Genomic DNA, 18,370 nt, shown 5'->3' on the forward strand with positions numbered 1-18,370 from the left:
GGGGGGCCCGATGACGAATCCGTCAAGTGGGGTATCGCCACGGCGCTGGCAACTGTGGTCTCGCCCGTGGCCGTCCTGCCGCTTGTTCGTTGGGCCCAGTTACCGAAGGAGCATTGAGCCTCCTCTGTCCGCGCGGCAGCGCGATCCTGTGTACGTTGGACCAACGGCCCGAATCTGATGACGTACGAGTCCTCATGTCGTAAGGCCACTGCTCCCCACCTCCCTGGGGATGGCCCCAGCCTTAGGGGCGTGCATCACTGCTCCCCGCACCTAGCGGGGATACCTCGCGGTTCAAGCCGTCGGCTCTCCGTCTGCAGCTCGGGTCACCTCAAGACCGTCACTTGGGCTGTAGCGGAGTGCAAACCCTGCCAGGTGGGTCTGACAGTCCTCGTCGAGAGCGAGAATCAGCTGGTCGGCGAGCCAAGGGCTGTCCTTGCCCTGCCAACTGCGCAGATACAGCTGTTCCAGGTCCTCGATGGCCCGGTCCATGGTCTCGCCGGAGAACTGCAGGGGGAGCCGCAGCCCGCAGCTCGCGGCCGTACGGGCCGCGAACCGTGTCGGCGTCGCGTCCTGCGCCAGCTCGAGGCCGGCTCGTTGCCGGCCCTTGCCGTCCGGCTCGAGCCACGGAAGGGTGGCAAGGCTGCCGTCGCCGCGTCGCTGCACGACGACGACCTCCAAGCTGTCCCGGCTGTCGCGGACCTGGGCACGCCCGGTGGGGGAGTCGTCGGTGTCGCCCACGCCGGCGGCGACCCAGCCGAACAGCGGTCGCCCGGGTTTGCCGACGTCCCCCAGACGAAATACCGCGGCGCGCTGAGCCTGGTCGTCGCGGTGCTCCTCGAAGCGCTCGGCCGCCGCCTTCATCGCGTCCTGCCAGTTGTCCGGCCCGACCGGGTCATTCCCGTACGCGCTCTGTACGAGGGGGCTGATGTCCTCCGGGAGACGCACCGGCTGCCGCGGCCTGCCATCCAGGTGGGGGAGGAGTGCCGCCGCCGACCGCAGCAGGGCGTACCGTCCGTACACCGCCACGGACCCGCGTACCGGTGCGGGTACCTCCGTGTCCCAGGCAGCGCCCGTCACCAGACAACGCGCGGTACGCAAGCGCTTGGGGCGGTCCCGCTGCTCCTCACCGCGCTGGTGGCGGTGCAGGCGGCCCATGCGCTGCAGGAGCAGGTCGACTGGGCACAGGTCGCTGACCAGCAGGTCGAAGTCGACGTCGAGGGACTGTTCCGCGACCTGGCTGGCCACCACGATGTGCCGGCCCGCGGGCCGGTCGTCCGTCTTCTCCGGGGGCCCGAAGAGGCGGAGCAGTGCCTTGTCCTTTCCTGCCCGGTCGAGGTCGATGAAACGGGAGTGGGCCACCGTCACGTTCTCGGCACCGAACCTTTGGCGCAGTGCGTGAGCTGTTTCCAGTACCCGTGTGACGGTGTTCCGGATCACCAGGGCGCACCCGCCGTCGGTCAACTCTCCCTCCAGCCGGTCGGCGAGGACGTCCAGGCTGTCGGCCAGACGCTCGACCCGCACTTGCGTCGACCGGGCCGATGCCTGCGGGCGCCGGACCAGCGGAATGCCGCCCGGAGCCACGGCGGTCAGCAATGGATACGCGTCCGAATCAACCGCTTCTGCGGCAATGGCCGCCGCATCGGCACGGCCGGAGTACGCCGCCACGAGCTCCCGCCGACGTGAGGCCGGCAGAGTCGCGGACAGCACCACGACCGGAACCCGGTACGCGCCCAGCCAGGACAGCACTCGGTCGAGGTACACGCTCATGTAGGTGTCGTAGGCGTGCGCCTCGTCGATGACGACGACCTTCCCGGCCACGGCGAGGTGACGCAGCGCCAAGTGCCGGCTCTTCAGGCCGGCGAACAACAACTGGTCGATGGTGCCCGCGACGAACGACGCCAGCATGGCCTTCTTACGGCCGCGTAACCAGGCATGCGCCACGAGTTCCGCTCCCGCACGGCGCCGTTCGTCCAGTTTCTGCCGGGACGCGTGGGCCGCTTCGTCCACGTCGACGGCCGCGACGCCTCCCGTACCGGCCATCAGGCCGGCGAAGTCCTCGTTGAGGGCCGCCTTGGAGTGAGCCAGGTGCACCGAACGCCGCGAGCCCGCCACCCCCGGCACCCGCTCCAGCCAGTCGAGCAGGCGGGGGAACATCGCATTACCGGTGGCCATCGTCGGCAGGGCGAAGAAGACTCCGCCGGCCCGCGAGCGTGCGGCGAAGATCTCGGCTGCGGCGAGGGCCGCCTCCGTCTTCCCTTCGCCCATCGGCGCCTCGACGATCATCAGCCCGGGCGTCTCCAGCTCCCGCGCGAGTTCCAAGGCGGCTTCCTGGACGGGGCGTACCTCGGCTCCAGCGGGCAAGTCGAACCGGGAGGCGAACAGCTCCCCAGCGCCGCCCATCGGTTCCTCGGCCAGCCAGGGCTCCGGCAGGTCCAGTCCCTGCCAGGCCGCGGCAAGACGCTCATCGTCCTTACGGGACGCGCCGTCGGGAAAGTAGGGGAAGAGGTCCGGATTGCTGGCGATCCAGTCGGAGACGATGACCAGCGCGGTGAGCAGCACCTGCACTGGCTGCGGCAACCTGATCCTTTGCCATCCGCCCAGCAGTTCCGCCACGCCGAACTGCTCGGCACAGGCATCGAGCAGCTCGGTCTGCACCTGCCGCCAGACACGGCTGCTCGTGCCCGGGGTGCGCAGCAACTCCTCGTGCTCGTAGAGAGCCTTGATCTGCCCGTGCTCGGGAGGCACACCGTGATGCCCGCCCACGGCAACCGTGAGCTGTCCAGTCCGAGCGGGCGCCCAACCGTGCCGTTCCTCCAGCCATTCCTCCAGCAGCACCTGCCCGGCCAGACCGTGCGGCGCAACCCGTCGATCCGGGCCCAAAGCCCTCGCCGACCGCATCTCCAGCCCCTGCCCGCGCATCGCGTCGGCGAGCTGGTCGACCTGACACGCGAATGCCGGCGTGGCCTTGCCGATGTCGTGCACACCAGCGAGCCACACGGCAAGAGCACGCGCGTCCGACTCCCCTTGGGGCAACGCCCCGGCGATCAGCCGCCGCACCCCTACAGGCAACCACCGGTCCCACAACAGGCCCGCCACTGCGGCACTGTCTTCCATGTGCCGCCACAGAGGCAGCCACCCATCAGTCTTACAGTCATGTTTGGCCCAAACCGTCCTGGCCGACTCCCCAAGCCGACGCAGCAGGCAGGAACGGGCGTTCCCCCCATCACTCATGGGTGATTCATACAGGGAAAACCCGGCTCGCCCCACCAGAACCAGAAAAGAGACGAACGCACTGAGAGATGGCACTTCTCAGTCATACGATGATCGGCTATCTATGGATGCGTCTACGGAACCGACCCATCACCTTATGTCCTATTTGCCGGAATCTGTAAAAGTTGCTGAACCCACGCCTCTGTGGCCATAAACTTGCAGGTCAATCAGTCTGCTCCCCGCACCCGCGGGGATGGTCCCGCCACGAAATGATCTTGGAAGTGGACGAAATTCTGCTCCCCGCACCCGCGGGGATGGTCCCTCGGGCGGCATGTAGGGAGCGAGGACGATGTTCTGCTCCCCGCACCCGCGGGGATGGTCCCGTCGACGGTTTCTGGAGCTGGCGGGGCATCTTCTGCTCCCCGCACCCGCGGGGATGGTCCCTGGACCGGGATGTGCAGCAGGAACCCGAACGCCTGCCCCCCGCACCCGCGGGGATGGTCCCGGGTTCACGATCCGCGCGTACCGGTCCACGAACTGCTCCCCACACCCGCGGGGATGGTCCCGCGATCGGAAGGTGACCATGCCCAAGCCCACCCTGCTCCCCGCACCCGCGGGGATGGTCCCTCCGACGCGGTTCCGAGGCCACCGTCGGCAGGCTGCTCCCCGCACCCGCGGGGATGGTCCCCGGCGGGGCCTACCCATTGCGCAAGCTGACACCTGCTCCCCGCACCCGCGGGGATGGTCCCGGCACTGGCTTGACCAGTGGGCCCGCGGCCTCCTGCTCCCACACCCGCGGGGATGGTCCCGGGGAAGCCTCTCCCTGGGACATCGGCGACGCCTGCTCCCCGCACCCGCGGGGATGGTCCCGGCCAGCAGCGCGAAGTGCCGGGCGAGGACCCCTGCTCCCCGCACCCGCGGGGATGGTCCCAGCACCGGGATCACCGCGTGCATGGCGACACCTTGCTCCCCACACGTCGCGGGGATTTCCCTGCACGGCCCAACGGCGCCCCCGTCCGCGCGGATGGGAGCGCCGTCGAGGTCGCCTCAGTAGGCGAGTGTGATTCGGCTCTCCGGCTTGCTGATGACGTGGCCGGGCGCGGCCCCGGTCGCGGAGGGTGTGATGGTCATCTGCGGTACGGCCAGGCGGGCGGCGCCCCACGCGTCGATGTGGGCGATGAGATCGTGGGCCAGAGCCTCACCGCGAGGTCCGTATGCCGTCGCACCTAGCCGGAACGGGCGGTTCGGGGCGATGCCTTCGCGGGTCACGGTGAGGTAGGCGAGGGAGCCGCTTTCGACCAGGACGGGGCTGCGGCCCGGTGCAGCGGGCCTGGGGATCAGGTCCTGCTCCACGGCCTCCGGGGTGACTTCGAGTCGGCAGACGCGGTCGTCGCCAGCTGTGGCGCGCAGCCACACGCCGTCGAACGACTCCTCGCCGCCGATCCGCTGGGCGGACAGGAAGTGCCCGGCCGGTTCGTCAGCCGCCAGAGTGTCGGCGAGCGCGTCGGTGTCGACGACCTGGTCCTGGTCGTAGTGGACGCGGATCGTGTCGGCGGCGTTGAGGGGAGCCGTCTTCTCGCCTTTCTGCCCGATGATCGGAACGAAGCCGCACAGCTCCATGCCGTCGGAGACCAGCTCGTCCCCGCGACGACTCAGGGAGACCGATCGAGTCTGTCCGCGCCAGCGCAGCGGCAGGACGAGGCGTCCGCCGTCCACCAACTGGTCCCACCAGGTGGCCGGGATGTCCCAAACGCCCACCGTGGCGATGATCCGGTCGTACGGCGCGTTCTCGTGGACGCCGAGCAGGCCGTTGCGCTCGATCACCGTGACGCTCTCGTAGCCGGCAGCGTTGAGAGTGGACCGCGCATGCAGGGCGACGGCGGAGTCGATGTCGACCGTGGTGACATTGCGGCCGCCGGTGAGCTCGGCGAGAAGGGCGGCGTTGTACCCGGTACCGGCACCGACCTCGAGGACCTTGTCGCCGGGGCGGGCGCCGAGTTGGTCGAGCATCATCGCCACGACGGACGGCACCGATGCGCAGGACAGCGGGAGCGGCTTGCCGGGGTTGTCCTTGATGGTGACGGCCTGGTCCGTGTACGCGTTCTCAAGCTCGATGCCCGGCAGGAACGCGTCCCGGGGCACGGTTCGCATGGCGCGCTCCACGTCGGAGGGCACGGCGCGTTCGCTGATGATGTCGTCGACCAGTCGGTTGCGGAGTCGGTCGGCCGTGGGGGTCTGGCTCACAGTTGCTTCGCTTTCAGTTGAGGAGGAGACACGTCTCCCACCCCAGGTCGAGGGGGTGGGAGACGTTGAGGGTGTGGGCGGTCAGGAGGACGCCGGCGTTGCCGGTGAGCAGACCGGCGTCCTTGGGCCTCTCGTTGTGTGCCATGGCGGACTCGAGGCATGCGTGCAGTGTCGGCAGTGCGCCGGTGAGGTCGGGGAGCGCGGCGTCCGAGGCCATTCGGTCGGTGGCCAGGAGCAGTCCCGCCCATCCGTGGCAGACCGATGCGTCGGTGAGCTGGCAGGTTTGCCGCGAGTCGGTGACGGCCTGAAGCGCCGTAAGCTCCGCGAGTCGGCGGGCCGCGTCGTCGTGGAGGGCGAGTGCGGCCAGTTGCAGGGCGCGCGCGATGCCGGGGGTGCCGTAGCACCACGAAGGGCGGCTGGGTGCGGTTCCGGGTTCGGGGCCTTTCCGGTAGGCGTCCAGGGGCAGGAGTTCGGGCCAGCCGATGCTGTTGTTGTCGAAGGGCTGCGCCCATGCGGTGAGGTGAGCGATGCCCTTGGCCAAGGCGGCGTCCTGCCCCTCGACGGAATGGCCGGCGCGGCGGGCCAGGGCTAGGAGCGCGAGAGGGCCGGTGACACCGTGCGCGATCCCGAAGTTCGCGTGGCCGTGCTCGAACCGTCCGGTACCGATGGCATCGCGCGGGTCGGTCGCCGCCCACCAGCCAGGGACCTGGCAGCCGTCGACGGCGAGAGGTTCGGTCATCAGCCGCACCAGGTAGTGCAGGACGCGTTCGAGGACGCTGCCTCGCCCACGGTGGAGGAGGTACGCGCCGAGTCCGGTGAGACCACTGATCAGGTCGTACTCCCGAAGGCGTGGCGGGCGTCCGCTGTCCATGCGGCGGTGCGCGGTGTCCAGGCGGCCCGAGACGATCGCGACCGTCTCGGCGTCGAGTTCGGCGAGGGACCGCGCGTAGGCCGGGTGTTCCGCGATGTGCAGGACGTATGCGACCGCGGGCGCGCCTCGGTAGAGGTTCGCGTGGGGCGGGTGGGCGGTGACGGGAAGGGAGCTGAGCGCCTTCGCCGCGGCATGGGCCGCCGTCCAGTCGCCTTGCTCGCGGGCGATCACCATCTCGTACAGGGCGTTTCCGGCGAGGCCGCCGCCGAGGTCGTCGTGGTTCATGGGTTCTTCCTCATCACCAAGGACCGGCAGGCCTGCCGTGCCGCGTGGCGGGAGGCGGCCTCACTGTCGCGGTCGGGCCCGATCAGCCGGTTGTGGTGCATGTGGAGCAGGGACTCGAGGGTCTGTCCCGGACGGCTCGTGTCGGTCTGCGACCGGTAGGCCCCCAGCGCGGCCCGCCGCTGGGAGACCGCCCGGGCGAGGCGCGGCGTCGCGTGCAGAAGCGGGTGGTTCTTCACCTGGTCGATGGTCTGCCGCGTGACGTCGAGGTCGGCCGTGCCACACGCCGGAGTCCGTACCGGAGTCCGCGCCATCCAGGCCCTGCCCTCGTCGGTGCCGAGGAACCCCTCCGCCATGTCGACCATGTTCAGGGCGCAGACTGATGCCCTCTCCAGGTCGGGCACGTCGGTGAGAGCGTAACGAGCCACGAGGCTGTCAGCGACGAACACGTCCTCGGCCGCGTCCATGGCGGCCCCGGTGCCGTAGCGGCCGGTCTCGGGCCGGTAGCCGTCGAGGACGAGTTGAGAGGCGAGCCGGTCTTCGGTCAGACGCTTCGTCCAGTCGGACAGGGCGCGCAGGCGCAGGGCGGCCTCGCGGCCGTCCGGCCCGCCGCTGGGCACACGGATCCGGAGATGGTCGGTCTCCTGCAGGGACCGGTACCGCACGAACCACACCTGGGAAGTTCCGAGTGCATCGAGCAAGCGGGGCAGCCACAGCGTCAGGATCTGGTCCATGGCGGTGGGGTGGGTGAACACCTTTGCTTGAGTCCATTGCTGCCCGGTATCTCCGGGGTGCGCCAGGTCCCGGTTCGTCACCACGGGGGCGTGGGTCAGGTCCGGGTGTGGCACCTGCGGGCGGGTGGTGGCCAGCGGGACGGTGAACTCGTGGGCGTGGCCCAACCAGCCGAGTTCTTCGTCGTTCACGGCCTCGGCAAGCACCGCGTGCTCGGAGCGGCGAAGGTGCTGGTGGATGAGACGTGCGTGGAGGGGATCGGTCCGGTCCACGATCACGCCGCGGTCGTCGTCCAGCAGTTGCACCCGGGCGGGGCATCGCCAGGTGACTGCCCACTCGCCCAGTGCCTTGTGCCAGGTCGGCCCGAACGGACCGGTCGGCAGGTCCACGGCGGACAGTTTCCACCGTGCCGGAGTCAACACGGTGCGGCGATGGCGGACACGCGGCAGATAGGGGAGCACGGAAGCGACCGGGCCCCAGTCGAACGCGGTCCAGGCCGTCGCGAAGCCACGCCCCACTTGGGCCAGGAACCGGACCAGCGGAGGGGCCTGTTTCTCCAGAGCGAGGGGGTGAAGGACGTGCGGCTCGACGATGAGCCGCCGGGACATGCTGACCAGGTGCAGCTGCTCGCCGGTGGAGAACACGGCGAGGTCGTCAAGGCCGATGATGCCGTCCGCCGCCGCCCCGGTCTCGCCCACGGGGATCACGTAGGGCAGCAGGGCGGGGATACGGGAGACGTTCTGGGCGTGCGGAAAGCCTGGCACGAAGGAGAGCTGTGCGGGCAAGGCTCCTTGGGTCATGGTGGGCAGTGTCCGGTAAAGGTCCGACAGCCGGTGTCCCAGCATGGAGGCGAAGCGGCCGGACAGGACGCCGGCCGCCCACGCCGGTCGCAGGTCGAGCGTGAAGTCTCCGTCGCCCACGGCCTTCCTGCTGGCGGCGCGGACCCTGAAACCGACTTCCACGTGCGGCGCCGTCGGCCTCTCCGGATCGCTGCCGGAGAGAGCGTCGATGTCCTGCTCCGTGAGGACGATCTCGCTGTCCCCGGTCATGGCCGCCCGCATGGCACGTGCCGCGAGTTGCTCGTCGCGCGGCAACACCCTGGGCGGCGCCTCGCTCCATACGGACATCGGGTAGTCGGCGGGCAGCCCGACGCCCGCGGCCAGGTCGGCGGCGTCACGGACCGGGACCAGGACACCGGCGCCGTAACGCTCCCAGAAATGAGTCTGGTAGGCGGCCCATGCAGGCGATTCCCCCTTGGCACGGGTCAGGCGCAGGAGTGCGTGCGCGGCGCGTTCCACTTCGGCCAGGACCTGGCGAGGCACGGTGACTTGTGCATCGACGCACAGGTCCAGGCTGATCCTGCTTCGGCAGTCCGCCGACTGGATCTCCCGCATTCCCTTGTCGGCCGTGGCACGCAGTGAGGGGGCCACCTCCGGTTCAGCCCGATTGTGCAGGGCGAGGGCCCGTCCCGTTTCCTCAAGGCGGTCGATGATCTGGACCGTGTCCGGCTCGAGCGTGCCCATGTGCGGCCGCAGGGTGCACACGATGTGCCGGGCGGGGTCCTGGTCCGTCATGGGAGCGGTGAGATCACTGGTCAGATACCCGTCCTCAAGAGCCTGCCCGGTCAGGCGGATGGCCTGCTCGGGTGTGCCGCCCGCCTCCGTCAGCGCCTCGACGAGACGGCGGCCCGTGGCGGGTGCGGCCGCCGCACTCAGCAGGACGGCCAGGGGACGAGTCACCGGTGCACTCGCCAGGCGTCCGCCCGGCCGAGGAGCACAGATGGCGTTGCCTCGCCGGAACGACAAGGTGTTGATCTGGATGGTCAGATGCCGAAGCACATCGGCACGACGCTGCAGCGTACGGCGTACGTGATCCACCCACAGCGTGTCGGGGCGCGCCGAGGCTCGGTGACGGGTACCAAGGTTCGCGGACACCGGCCCGACGTCGGCGAGTGCCACACCGGCGAAGAGACCGAAGGGCGTCGCTCGGGCCGATGCCCGCAGAAGGTAGCTGGTGACGGACAGGGTCGCGCTGCGGACCCGCTTCTGCGGGACTTCGTCGCCGTTCAAGATCCTCTCGACGAAGCCGACCAGCCGCGGAGACGCCGCGCGCAGCGGAACGACAAAAGCCTCGTCGGACCACACATGTGTGAGCCAGGCGCGGCAACTGTCGAGCGATTCGACGTCGGGCCAGTCGTCCGGGCGGGCCTGTAGCGGAAGAACGGCGGCACGCAGAACCAGGACGTCACCGTGTCTACGGAAGGCAGGATGTGTCGTCATTAGCGATTCCTCCTCATCAGCGATTCCTTGGTGGGTGATACGCCGGCGCGGTGGTGCGGGTGCGGGAGGGCACGCCCACACCACCGCAACGGACCTGCGCGTCAGCTGGACGCGCAGGACGAGGCGCAGGTCTTGGCGCAGCCGTCACCGGTGCCACAGGCCTCGACGATGGGAGTAGGAGCCCGGGTGACGGTGGTCTTCAGCTCCCACTCTTCGACGGGCATGGACATGGGCTCGGCGAAAGCTGCGGTCGGCTGTGGCGGCTGGTAGGTGGGGATCGACACGGATGGCTCCTTGGTAGTCGGTCCGCCCTGGACGGGCGGGGGGTCTCAGGACCCCAGGTGCGGGCTGCCGTGCCGTGAGGGTGCAGCCTGCAACTGAGGCACTGCTTGTCACCGGAGCGTGGCGCCGGGCCTTCCGTACTGCCCTGCGCCGTCCGGGTTGCCGGGCAGCGAGCGGGGTGGTGCTGAACAGAGCGGACCGTGCTCCGGCCCATAGACCGCCGCCATCACTGCCGCTGCCCGGCGGGTACGTGAAGGCTGCACCAGGTCGCCGCGCCGTCCTCGCTGGTACCCCAGGTGCCGCCGCTCTGTGCGGCCAGGATCGCGATGAGTCCCAGCCCACGCCCTGTCTCGGCCTCGTCGTCGACCTTTCTGCGCTCCGCTCGACCCGGCATGCCGTCGATGACAGTGATGCGGAGGCATCCGCCACGGACGGTCAGGTTCAACGTGATCTCGGCCGCCCCGCTGTGCAGCAAGGCGTTCGTCAGCAGTTCGGAGGAAATGAGCAGGACGTCGTCGATCAGCGCGTCCAACCCGTGGTGCTTGAGCCTGGCGGCAGCGATCCGGCGGAGGACGCCCACCCGCGCTGCATCTTGTGGGCGGGGCATGTCGTCACGGCGACGAGGGGCCACTACGATCCGCTCGTTCATCACTTCCCCGTCGACAAGCGGGGCTGTGCGCTGCGCCCGTACCGCTGTATTCGCCGCGGCAGGCCTGGGGGACATGGGAAAACTCCTTGATCTATGAGTGCGCACGTCCGGCCCTTGCAGCGAGAGTCGCGGATGTACGGAGCCGTGAAGAACAGTTGAAGTCAGTGGGGGAGGGTGGCAGGCACGGTCGTGAAGGCCGGGCGTGGGTTCGAAGCCTGGGGCAGGGGTGTGGGGCTGCGTGAGTCCGTAGAAGGACAGGCGCTCGCTGTCGTCGAGCCAGGTGGCCGGAGGACGGTCCCCCCACTCGACGGCGTACGACGAGCGCGGTGTGCACTGCCACACGATGCGCGCGCCGGAGAAACCGCTGATGGGTGCCAGGACGTCACGAACGGCCAGCGCCACGACGAGGCTGTCGGCACCGAACCAGCCGCCGCGCCTGGCCCCGCCCACCGGCACGGCGAGGAAGGGCATGCGGAACACGCGGACGGCGATGCTCCGCGACAGGAGCCCAGCATCCACCCGGGCCCGGAAGTACTCGAAGTCGTACGCCTCGGCCGGGGGCATGACGACGATGTCGGGCTCCCCCGGTCGTGCCAGAACGGTCAACGCGTCGCCTCCTCTTCGTCGGGTTCGTCAGGTTCGCCGGACAGCAACAGCTCCAGCAGGTCCTGCGCAGCCAGAGCGAGCCGGCGAAGGAGACCGATCCTTTTCATGCCGTCCGAACGCGCCGGTGACCCGAGGGCGTCTTTTGCCCTCGTGATGAGCCGCGCCCTGACGTCCGGTTCGCCGGACTGCCTTTCGGTCACGAGGTCGATCAGGGTCGCAAGGTGACCCCGTACGTCATCGGTTCCGCAGAAGCGCTCGACGAGGGCCGGGATGTCGTCCTCGGCCGGGTCGGCTCCGTCACCGAAGACCGCTGCCACGTCATCGAACGCCCGGTCGATCGGAAGGTCGGCCCGGAGCATGACGACGATGCGTTCGAGGTCCTCCGTGTGCCGTGTCCAGGACGGAACAGGTGGAACGGGCGTGACGAGCCACACGGGCGGGGGAGTGGGGCGGGCTTTCGCGGCAGTCGCGACAGGCGCCATGGAACGGTTCCCTTCGAGGCGGTTGGCAGTGGCGGAGGGACAGACGGCGAATGGGCGGCAGAGTCCCGGGCGTTGGTGGGCGTGTTCTGTTGATCGACAGGCGGCGGATCGCCAGCAGTACGTCGGACCGCTTGCTTGGTCGAGACCGGGCCTGTGCGGCCCGTCCTGCTGCCCAACAGCGAGTGCCGGTGAGGGGCTGATGCGCTCGGCGAGCATCGTGGTCGCTCCCTCCCTCCCTCGCCCCTCTGTGCTGGGTCGGGCACTCTCGGTGAAAGCTGGTGTTCATCGTTCACCCGGTGCACATGGCTCCGCCATGGCTTGGACCGTGGCTCCCGCGGCTCTTACGGGTGACACCCCCTGGCCTCGGGATAGCTTTGAAGTGACTTCCGCATGAGGCGTCTTGCCGCCGGACGGAAGGCCGGGGTCTCCTTCGAGGGAAGGGATCCATCCGCAGGCCGTGCTGCGCGGCTCCGCAGACTTGGGGGCGGGATGAGAAGCGAACCGAGGACACTGCTCGCCAAGCTGTGCGACCGGGGCAAGCTCACCTACCGCCGGTTCGACAAGAAGTTCAACGAGACCGGCGTTCGCCTCTTCGGTAACAGCCCCAACAACCCGACGTGTGGAGAGACGCAGTTCCGGCGTTGGACCGGCGGCAAACTCACCGGGTTACCGGGGCCGGAGACCTGCCACGTCCTGGAAGCCATGTGGCCCGGCTACACGGCAGCACAACTGTTTGCGCCGCCACCGGCGGACGATCCCCAGGTGTCCGTGTTCGACCTGGAAGAGCGAGTGCAAATGACCGCACGTGAAGCCCACGACGGCGCCGGCGCGACCGCCGCGGCGTCCATCTCCGACAACACCATCGACGAACTCCGCGACCAAGTGGTCAGTCTCGCTCGGCGCTATCACGGCCTGCCGGCCGCAGGTGCCTACGAAACTGCCGACAACCTGCGCCGGGAGATCGAGCGGCACCGGGACCGCACGCAGGTTCCGTTCCAGCAGCAGACCCTGATGATCCTCAACGGGCAGACGGCCGCACTTCTTGCGGTCGCAGCGTTCGACCTGGGCTACTTCCCCAGCGCCCGTACCCTGGCCCGCACCGCGGCTGTCTACGGGGAGAGCACGCGCTTCGCACCCTTGCAGGCCTACGCCGACGGAACCCTGGCCTACATCGCTTACCACTCGTGTGAGTCGAACGAGGCCCTGTCGAAGGCTCGGCGAGCACTTTCGTACGGCGGTCTCGGCGCCGTTGCGCAGCGGCGCCTGCACGCCATCGCTGCTCGCGCGTACGCCCACCTCGGCGACATCGCGTCAGCACGCCGCACGATCCGGCTCTCTCAGGACCGCGGTGACGCTCGCGACGAGTTGCACGATGAGGTGGGAGGCGAGTTCGGTTTCTCCGAGGAGCGGCTGGCCATGTCCAACAGCACGACGGCGTTGCTCATGGGCGACGCGGAGCAGGCAGAGACCGAGGCCGGCCGCGCCATCGCCCTCCTCGGGCAACGGGCGCAGGACGAGCAGTCGACCCACGTCCTGGCGGGAGCGGCAGCCGACCTGGCGTACGCCCGCCTCCTGTCCGACAACGTGGAGGGCGCGGCCGAGGCGCTGACACCACTCTGGGAAGTGCCGGCCGAGCGGCGCAAAACGGGGGTGGTCGTCCGGACGGCCAGGATCGGCAGGCACCTGGCGCGACCGCGCTACCACGGCTCACCACTCCCGTCGCAGTTGCGTGAGCAGGTCGAGGAGTTCACCCGTGTCTCCCCGCCATACCGACTCGGTCCGTCCGCGGCACTGCTGTCGATCGGGCCCTGATTACAGGGATTGCGGCAAGAGGCACGGAGAGCACAAGGGTCCCGACTACAAGGGCCGGACCACGGGGCTCACAGCGAGGCGAGAATCCGCGCTTCCTTCTCCGCCGCGATCCCATGCTCCGCCCGCCGCGGGTGGTCCACGGGGCGCCCGTCTTCCGACCACCACTTCCAGGTGTCCCGCACGGTGTCGGCGATCGGCCGACAGCGCAGGCCCGCCTTGACCGCACGCCGGGCGTCGACCGACCAGACACCGGCATGGGTGCGCCACAGGGGCACCTCGGTCCACTGTTTCACGCTGTGCTCCGTCAGTACGGCAGGGTCCACCCAGACCGGCGTTCCGTCGCTCCTCGTGACCCGCGAGCACTCGGTGAGGAAGCTGGAGAACGAAATTCCGTCGGGATGAGTCACGTTGAAGGCACCGCGGTCGGTGCTCGCGGCCTGGTGCACTGCGAAGGCGGCGACGTCCCGGACGTCCACCGGCTGGATCTGCTGCTCCGCAGGCGCAGGCGCGAGCATGCGGCCACCGCGCTTCGTACGCTCCAGCCACCAGGGCAATCGGCCCACATATTCGCCGGGGCCCAGAATGACCCCCGGCCTGAGGAAAACCCCTTCGTCGCCGAAGGCCTCGGCCACGGCTCGCTCTCCGCCGGCCTTCTGGAAGCCGTACTTCGTGGGGCTGCCGTCCTCACCGGTGTAGCCGAACGATCCGTCGGCGTCGGCCGGGCACCGAAGTAGGGCGGAGTCCTCTGTCAACGGCTCGTGCGGCCAGCCTTCGTAAACGGAGACGGTGGACAGGTGCACCCAACGGCGCGCATGGCCGGCCAGCGTCGTGGTGGCCAGGAGTACGTCACGGGGCGGCAGCTCCGAGCTCGACGTGTCGACGACGGCGTCCCAAGGGCCGTGCTGGGTGAGCTTTCGCAGGTCTGCCCGTTCTGTGCGGTCACCGTGTACCGCCTCCACACCGGGTACGTCCACCCCGGACCGACCGCGGTTGAAGGTGGTGACGTCCCACCCCTTGGCCAACGCCGTCTCGGCAATCGCCTTACCCAGAAACCACGTTCCGCCCATGACGAGAATCCTCATGCTCCGATCCTGCCCTGCCCGAGGAGCGGACGACAGGGCGGCTGTGCCGTCGGCAGGCGCCGCGAATACGAGGGGCTGCAGGCCAGAGGTGGCTGCGATGCGGGGGAGGGGGTGGCCTTTGCACCCTGATCGACATCGGCACAGCACTGCGAGCCAGTTGGGATTTGAGGACATGCGACGTGCCGCCCTTGAGTACCTGGGACATTTCCGGCCGCAACCTCACAGGCGACGAGGGCTACTTCGGCGCTGCCGCTGGTGGGAGAGCACCCTGCTGCGTGAGCGCGGCGTGGAGTACTTTGGTCTGCTTCCGGAGCCTGCGTAGGAGAGGGGTGAGGGCGGTCAGCGCCTCCAGAACTTGGATGACCCGCCAGTCTTCGTGGCACCCATGAATTCGCGTCGCTCTATATCCGATTTGCCGGGATCTGCAAAGGTCGCTGAAAACACGTCTCAGCAACCATAAACTCCCAGGTCAATCAGTCTGCTCCCCGCACCCGCGGGGATGGTCCCGTCGAGTTCGACCAGGTCACCGTGACGGGTGACCTGCTCCCCGCACCCGCGGGGATGGTCCCGACCACCGCAGCGAACGCAACAGCGGTCAGCGCTGCTCCCCGCACCCGCGGGGATGGTCCCTCCCGCACCGCCACGGCGGCGGCGTGCAGGAACTGCTCCCCGCACCCGCGGGGATGGTCCCAGGGTGGATCGGTGGGCGCGGACGATGTCCCCCTGCTCCCCGCACCCGCGGGGATGGTCCCTGGTTGAGGATCTGCGAGGCGTACCGGTCCAGCTGCTCCCCGCACCCGCGGGGATGGTCCCCAGGCAAGCAGGTACGGCATCCCGGGGCAGCCCTGCTCCCCGCACCCGCGGGGATGGTCCCGAGGGAACCACCCCGCTCAGCCCGGACGTACGCTGCTCCCCGCACCCGCGGGGATGGTCCCCCCCAGGGGCCCGCAGTCGTTGACCGGCCATGCTGCTCCCCGCACCCGCGGGGATGGTCCCAGCTCCAGGAGGAGGACCAGGGTGGGTGCGGCCTGCTCCCCGCACCCGCGGGGATGGTCCCTGTGCGGGCGTTGCCACGTCGGCGTCGCGGTCCTGCTCCCCGCACCCGCGGGGATGGTCCCTACGTCAACAACTACCTGCAAGGACGGTCGCACTGCTCCCCGCACCCGCGGGGATGGTCCCCCGACCCGGCCGCCTACCAGCATGCGATGAACCTGCTCCCCGTACCCGCGGGGATGGTCCCAGGACCCGGCCGAACCGCTTCTCTGCCTCCTTCTGCTCCCCGCACCCGCGGGGATGGTCCCCCCAAGCAGCACCGTCAGGCGGCCATTGCGCGCTGCTCCCCGCACCCGCGGGGATGGTCCCCCGCCGTTCACCCGTGGCACCGACATGACCCACTGCTCCCCGCACCCGCGGGGATGGTCCCCTCGAGAACCCCAGCCCCCAGGCCGCCAAGTGCTGCTCCCCGCACCCGCGGGGATGGTCCCGACGTCCGCACCCTGCTGACCCGCGAGGCCACATGGTCCCCGCATCCGCGGGGATGGTCCCCCTGAGCACACGAAGCCGGATCCGGACCCGGACTGCTCCCCGCACCCGCGGGAAAGGCCCCATCGCCGACCTCAAGCGCATTCGCAGGGGGACGAATCCACCGTGTGCCTTCGGCTCCGTGATGGGAGGAGCTGCGCGAGGGGGCACGACGTACTACGGCGACCGCAACGTTGTCGCCGTCGCCAGCAGGACCGCGCTCAGCGTCGGCAGCAACAGCCACAGGCTGACCGTCTCCACCAGCGCCGCCCCCGCGGCCAGGCCGAGGACGTTCGGGGCGAAGACCAGGGAGTTGGCCGTCGCCGAGACCCGGCCCAGCAGGGGACCCGGCGCCTCGTGCTGGACGGCGGTCAGGGCGGCGATCAGCACCGTGGGCAGGCCCACGCCGACCGCCGCGCTCGAGGTCAGGGTCACCGCGTCGGACGGGACCGCCCGCACCGCCACCGCCACCGCGAACAGCGCGATCCCGGCCGCCCCGAACCGCCGTGCGCCCAGGCGGCGCAGGGCGGGGCCGGACAGGACCCCGACCGCCACCGAGCCGGCGCCCTGGACGGCGTACAGCACACCGGCGTAGGCGGGGGAGCGGTCCAGGGCGTCGACGACGGCGTACAGGGTGGCGCCGCCGACGCCCGCGCACAGCATCGTCACCCCGCCCGCGAGGACCAGCGGGCGCAGCCCCGGATGCCCCCACAGGTACCGGGCGCCCTCGGCCGTCTGCCGCCGCCAGTTCACCGTGGGGCGCCCCGGTGGCGCGTCCCGCACCCGCAGGGCCGCGTACAGCCCCGTGGCCAGCACGAACGTCAGCGCGTCCAGTGCCGCCACGCTCGGCCCGCCGTACGCCGCGTAGAGTCCCGCACCGGCGAGGGGTGCGACCAGCTTCATGCCCTCGTTGGCGGTCATGCGCAGCCCGTTGAAGTCGCCGAGCAGGCCGGGATCGACGGCGGCGGCCACGAGGGCCGACTCGGCCGCGTCCTGGACGACACCGGCCACGCCGTACAGGAACAGCACCGCGAACAGCAGCCACAGGGCGCCCGGCGAGTCGACCGCGAAGAGGCTGAGCAGGAGGCCGGCCGGCAGCAGGTTCGCGACGATCAGCAGCGGCTTGCGGCGGACCCGGTCGGCGATCGTGCCGAGCGCGGGTCCGGCCAGGGTGGGCGTCCAGAGCGCGAGCAGGCACAGGGCCGCCAGACCGTCCGAGCCGGTGAGGTCCTTCACCCACACGCCCGCCGCCAGGCCGAGCGCCGAGCTGCCGAAACCGGACACCACCACCCCGGCGAGATACAGACCGGCGTTGCGGTCGCGCAGGACGCGGGTCAGGGGCCAGGGGCTCCGCCGCGGCTCGGCCGGGTCCGTGGTTCTTGTCGTCATGCCTGGTCATCGTGGGGCTAAGGCGCGACGGCCGGCATCGGGCAGGTGCCCCAGGACGCGAGCTTGGAGGCCGATGAGTTTCGCGGTCGTGATCGGTCTACCTCCCGACAGAGCGAGCGCACGTTCCCGGGAGACACGGATGACACACGAGACCGCCACCGACACCCTCGACCTCGGGCCGCAGGCCCGGATCCTCGCCCGCCTCGCCGACGGCGTGCGCGACGTCCGGCTCGCGGACCCGACGCCCTGCCCCGACCTCGCCGTGCGCAACCTGCTCGGGCACCTGACCGGCCTCGCCGTCGCCTTCCGCGACGCCGCGCGCAAGGACCTGGGACCCACCACGGACACCAGCCCCGAGGCATCCGTGCCGGACATCGGGCCCGGCTGGCGCGACGAGCTTGCGAAGGTCCTCGCCGAACTCGCCGACGCGTGGCGCACGCCCGAGGCCTGGACCGGCATGACCCGGGCCGGCGGCATCGACCTGCCCGGCGAGGTCGCGGGCGCCGTCGTCGCCGACGAACTGGTGATCCACGGCTGGGACCTGGCCCGCGCGACCGGCCAGGAGTACGCCCCCGACGCGGCCGCGCTGCGGGCGGCGTACGGGCTGCTCGCCGCCGCCGCGGAGGAGTCCGACCGGGACCAGGGCATCTTCGGGCCCGTCGTCGCCGTGCCCGCCGACGCGCCGCTGCTGGAGCGCGCGGTGGGGCTGAGCGGGCGGGACCCGGGCTGGAGCCGCACCGCCTGAGCAAGGCGGCACCCGAACAACTTCCTTTGTCAGAACCATTGACGCCGTCGCGCGCCCCTCTTACCTTCAACGCGTCGTACTCCGTACGTCATATATGAGACGCGATACGCGAGATCTGATGTCCGAGCTCCGTTCCGGCACCGGTGCGGAGACCGGACGTCCGAGGTCCGCGGATCCGACGCGA

General features: G+C 70.1%; 11 protein-coding genes and 2 CRISPR repeat arrays. Of the genes, 2 read left to right on the forward strand and 9 right to left on the reverse strand.

Annotated elements, in window-relative coordinates; genetic code table 11:
* Positions 1-291: 291 nt before the first annotated feature.
* The 7 genes from cas3 to OHA99_RS28675 all read right to left on the reverse strand — a co-directional run bounded on the left by cas3 (position 292) and on the right by OHA99_RS28675 (position 11,637).
* Positions 292-3,231 carry a CRISPR-associated helicase Cas3' gene (cas3, locus tag OHA99_RS28645; protein ID WP_405698318.1) on the reverse strand — a complete coding sequence of 980 codons (2,940 nt, stop codon included), beginning with the start codon at positions 3,229-3,231 and terminating at the stop codon, positions 292-294.
* Between the two features lie 211 nt (positions 3,232-3,442).
* A CRISPR array of direct repeats spans positions 3,443-3,960; the repeat unit is 29 nt; unit sequence CTGCTCCCCGCACCCGCGGGGATGGTCCC.
* Between the two features lie 297 nt (positions 3,961-4,257).
* The gene (gene fxlM / locus OHA99_RS28650; RefSeq protein ID WP_405698319.1) at positions 4,258-5,454 is read right to left on the reverse strand and encodes a methyltransferase, FxLD system; all 1,197 of its coding nucleotides are present in this window, start codon (positions 5,452-5,454) and stop codon (positions 4,258-4,260) included.
* A gap of 13 nt (positions 5,455-5,467) precedes the next feature.
* A complete protein-coding gene (locus OHA99_RS28655; RefSeq protein WP_405698320.1) occupies positions 5,468-6,610 on the reverse strand; it encodes a lanthionine synthetase C family protein in 1,143 nt (380 codons plus the stop codon).
* Positions 6,607-9,618, reverse strand: coding sequence for a lantibiotic dehydratase (locus OHA99_RS28660; protein ID WP_405698321.1), 3,012 nt, complete (start codon positions 9,616-9,618; stop codon positions 6,607-6,609). Before OHA99_RS28660 ends, OHA99_RS28655 begins: the two co-directional genes overlap by 4 nt.
* A gap of 101 nt (positions 9,619-9,719) precedes the next feature.
* Positions 9,720-9,902, reverse strand: a complete 183-nt coding sequence (locus OHA99_RS28665) for an FxLD family lantipeptide (protein WP_405698322.1) — start codon at positions 9,900-9,902, stop codon at positions 9,720-9,722.
* Positions 9,903-10,126: 224 nt separating this feature from the next.
* Positions 10,127-11,155 carry a DUF6302 family protein gene (locus tag OHA99_RS28670; protein ID WP_405698323.1) on the reverse strand — a complete coding sequence of 343 codons (1,029 nt, stop codon included), beginning with the start codon at positions 11,153-11,155 and terminating at the stop codon, positions 10,127-10,129.
* Entirely contained in the window at positions 11,152-11,637 is a 486-nt protein-coding gene (locus tag OHA99_RS28675; protein ID WP_405698324.1) for a DUF6415 family natural product biosynthesis protein, read from the reverse strand. The genes OHA99_RS28670 and OHA99_RS28675 overlap by 4 nt, the downstream gene beginning before the upstream one ends.
* A gap of 489 nt (positions 11,638-12,126) precedes the next feature.
* Here OHA99_RS28675 and OHA99_RS28680 point away from each other — a divergent pair, with 489 nt between their 5' ends.
* Positions 12,127-13,449: a DNA-binding protein gene (locus OHA99_RS28680; RefSeq protein ID WP_405698325.1), complete on the forward strand. Its 1,323-nt coding sequence runs from the start codon at positions 12,127-12,129 to the stop codon at positions 13,447-13,449.
* Positions 13,450-13,517: 68 nt separating this feature from the next.
* Here OHA99_RS28680 and OHA99_RS28685 read toward each other — a convergent pair whose 3' ends face one another.
* Entirely contained in the window at positions 13,518-14,531 is a 1,014-nt protein-coding gene (locus tag OHA99_RS28685; RefSeq protein WP_405698326.1) for an NAD-dependent epimerase/dehydratase family protein, read from the reverse strand.
* A gap of 478 nt (positions 14,532-15,009) precedes the next feature.
* A CRISPR array of direct repeats spans positions 15,010-16,137; the repeat unit is 29 nt; unit sequence CTGCTCCCCGCACCCGCGGGGATGGTCCC.
* Between the two features lie 92 nt (positions 16,138-16,229).
* The gene (locus OHA99_RS28690) at positions 16,230-17,441 is read right to left on the reverse strand and encodes an MFS transporter (RefSeq protein WP_405698327.1); all 1,212 of its coding nucleotides are present in this window, start codon (positions 17,439-17,441) and stop codon (positions 16,230-16,232) included.
* 139 nt (positions 17,442-17,580) lie between these two features.
* Here OHA99_RS28690 and OHA99_RS28695 point away from each other — a divergent pair, with 139 nt between their 5' ends.
* The gene (locus tag OHA99_RS28695; RefSeq protein ID WP_405698328.1) at positions 17,581-18,186 is read left to right on the forward strand and encodes a TIGR03086 family metal-binding protein; all 606 of its coding nucleotides are present in this window, start codon (positions 17,581-17,583) and stop codon (positions 18,184-18,186) included.
* The last annotated feature ends 184 nt before the right edge of the window (positions 18,187-18,370 follow it).

Source organism: Streptomyces coelicoflavus, from assembly GCF_045041415.1.
Lineage (GTDB): Bacteria > Actinomycetota > Actinomycetes > Streptomycetales > Streptomycetaceae > Streptomyces > Streptomyces coelicoflavus.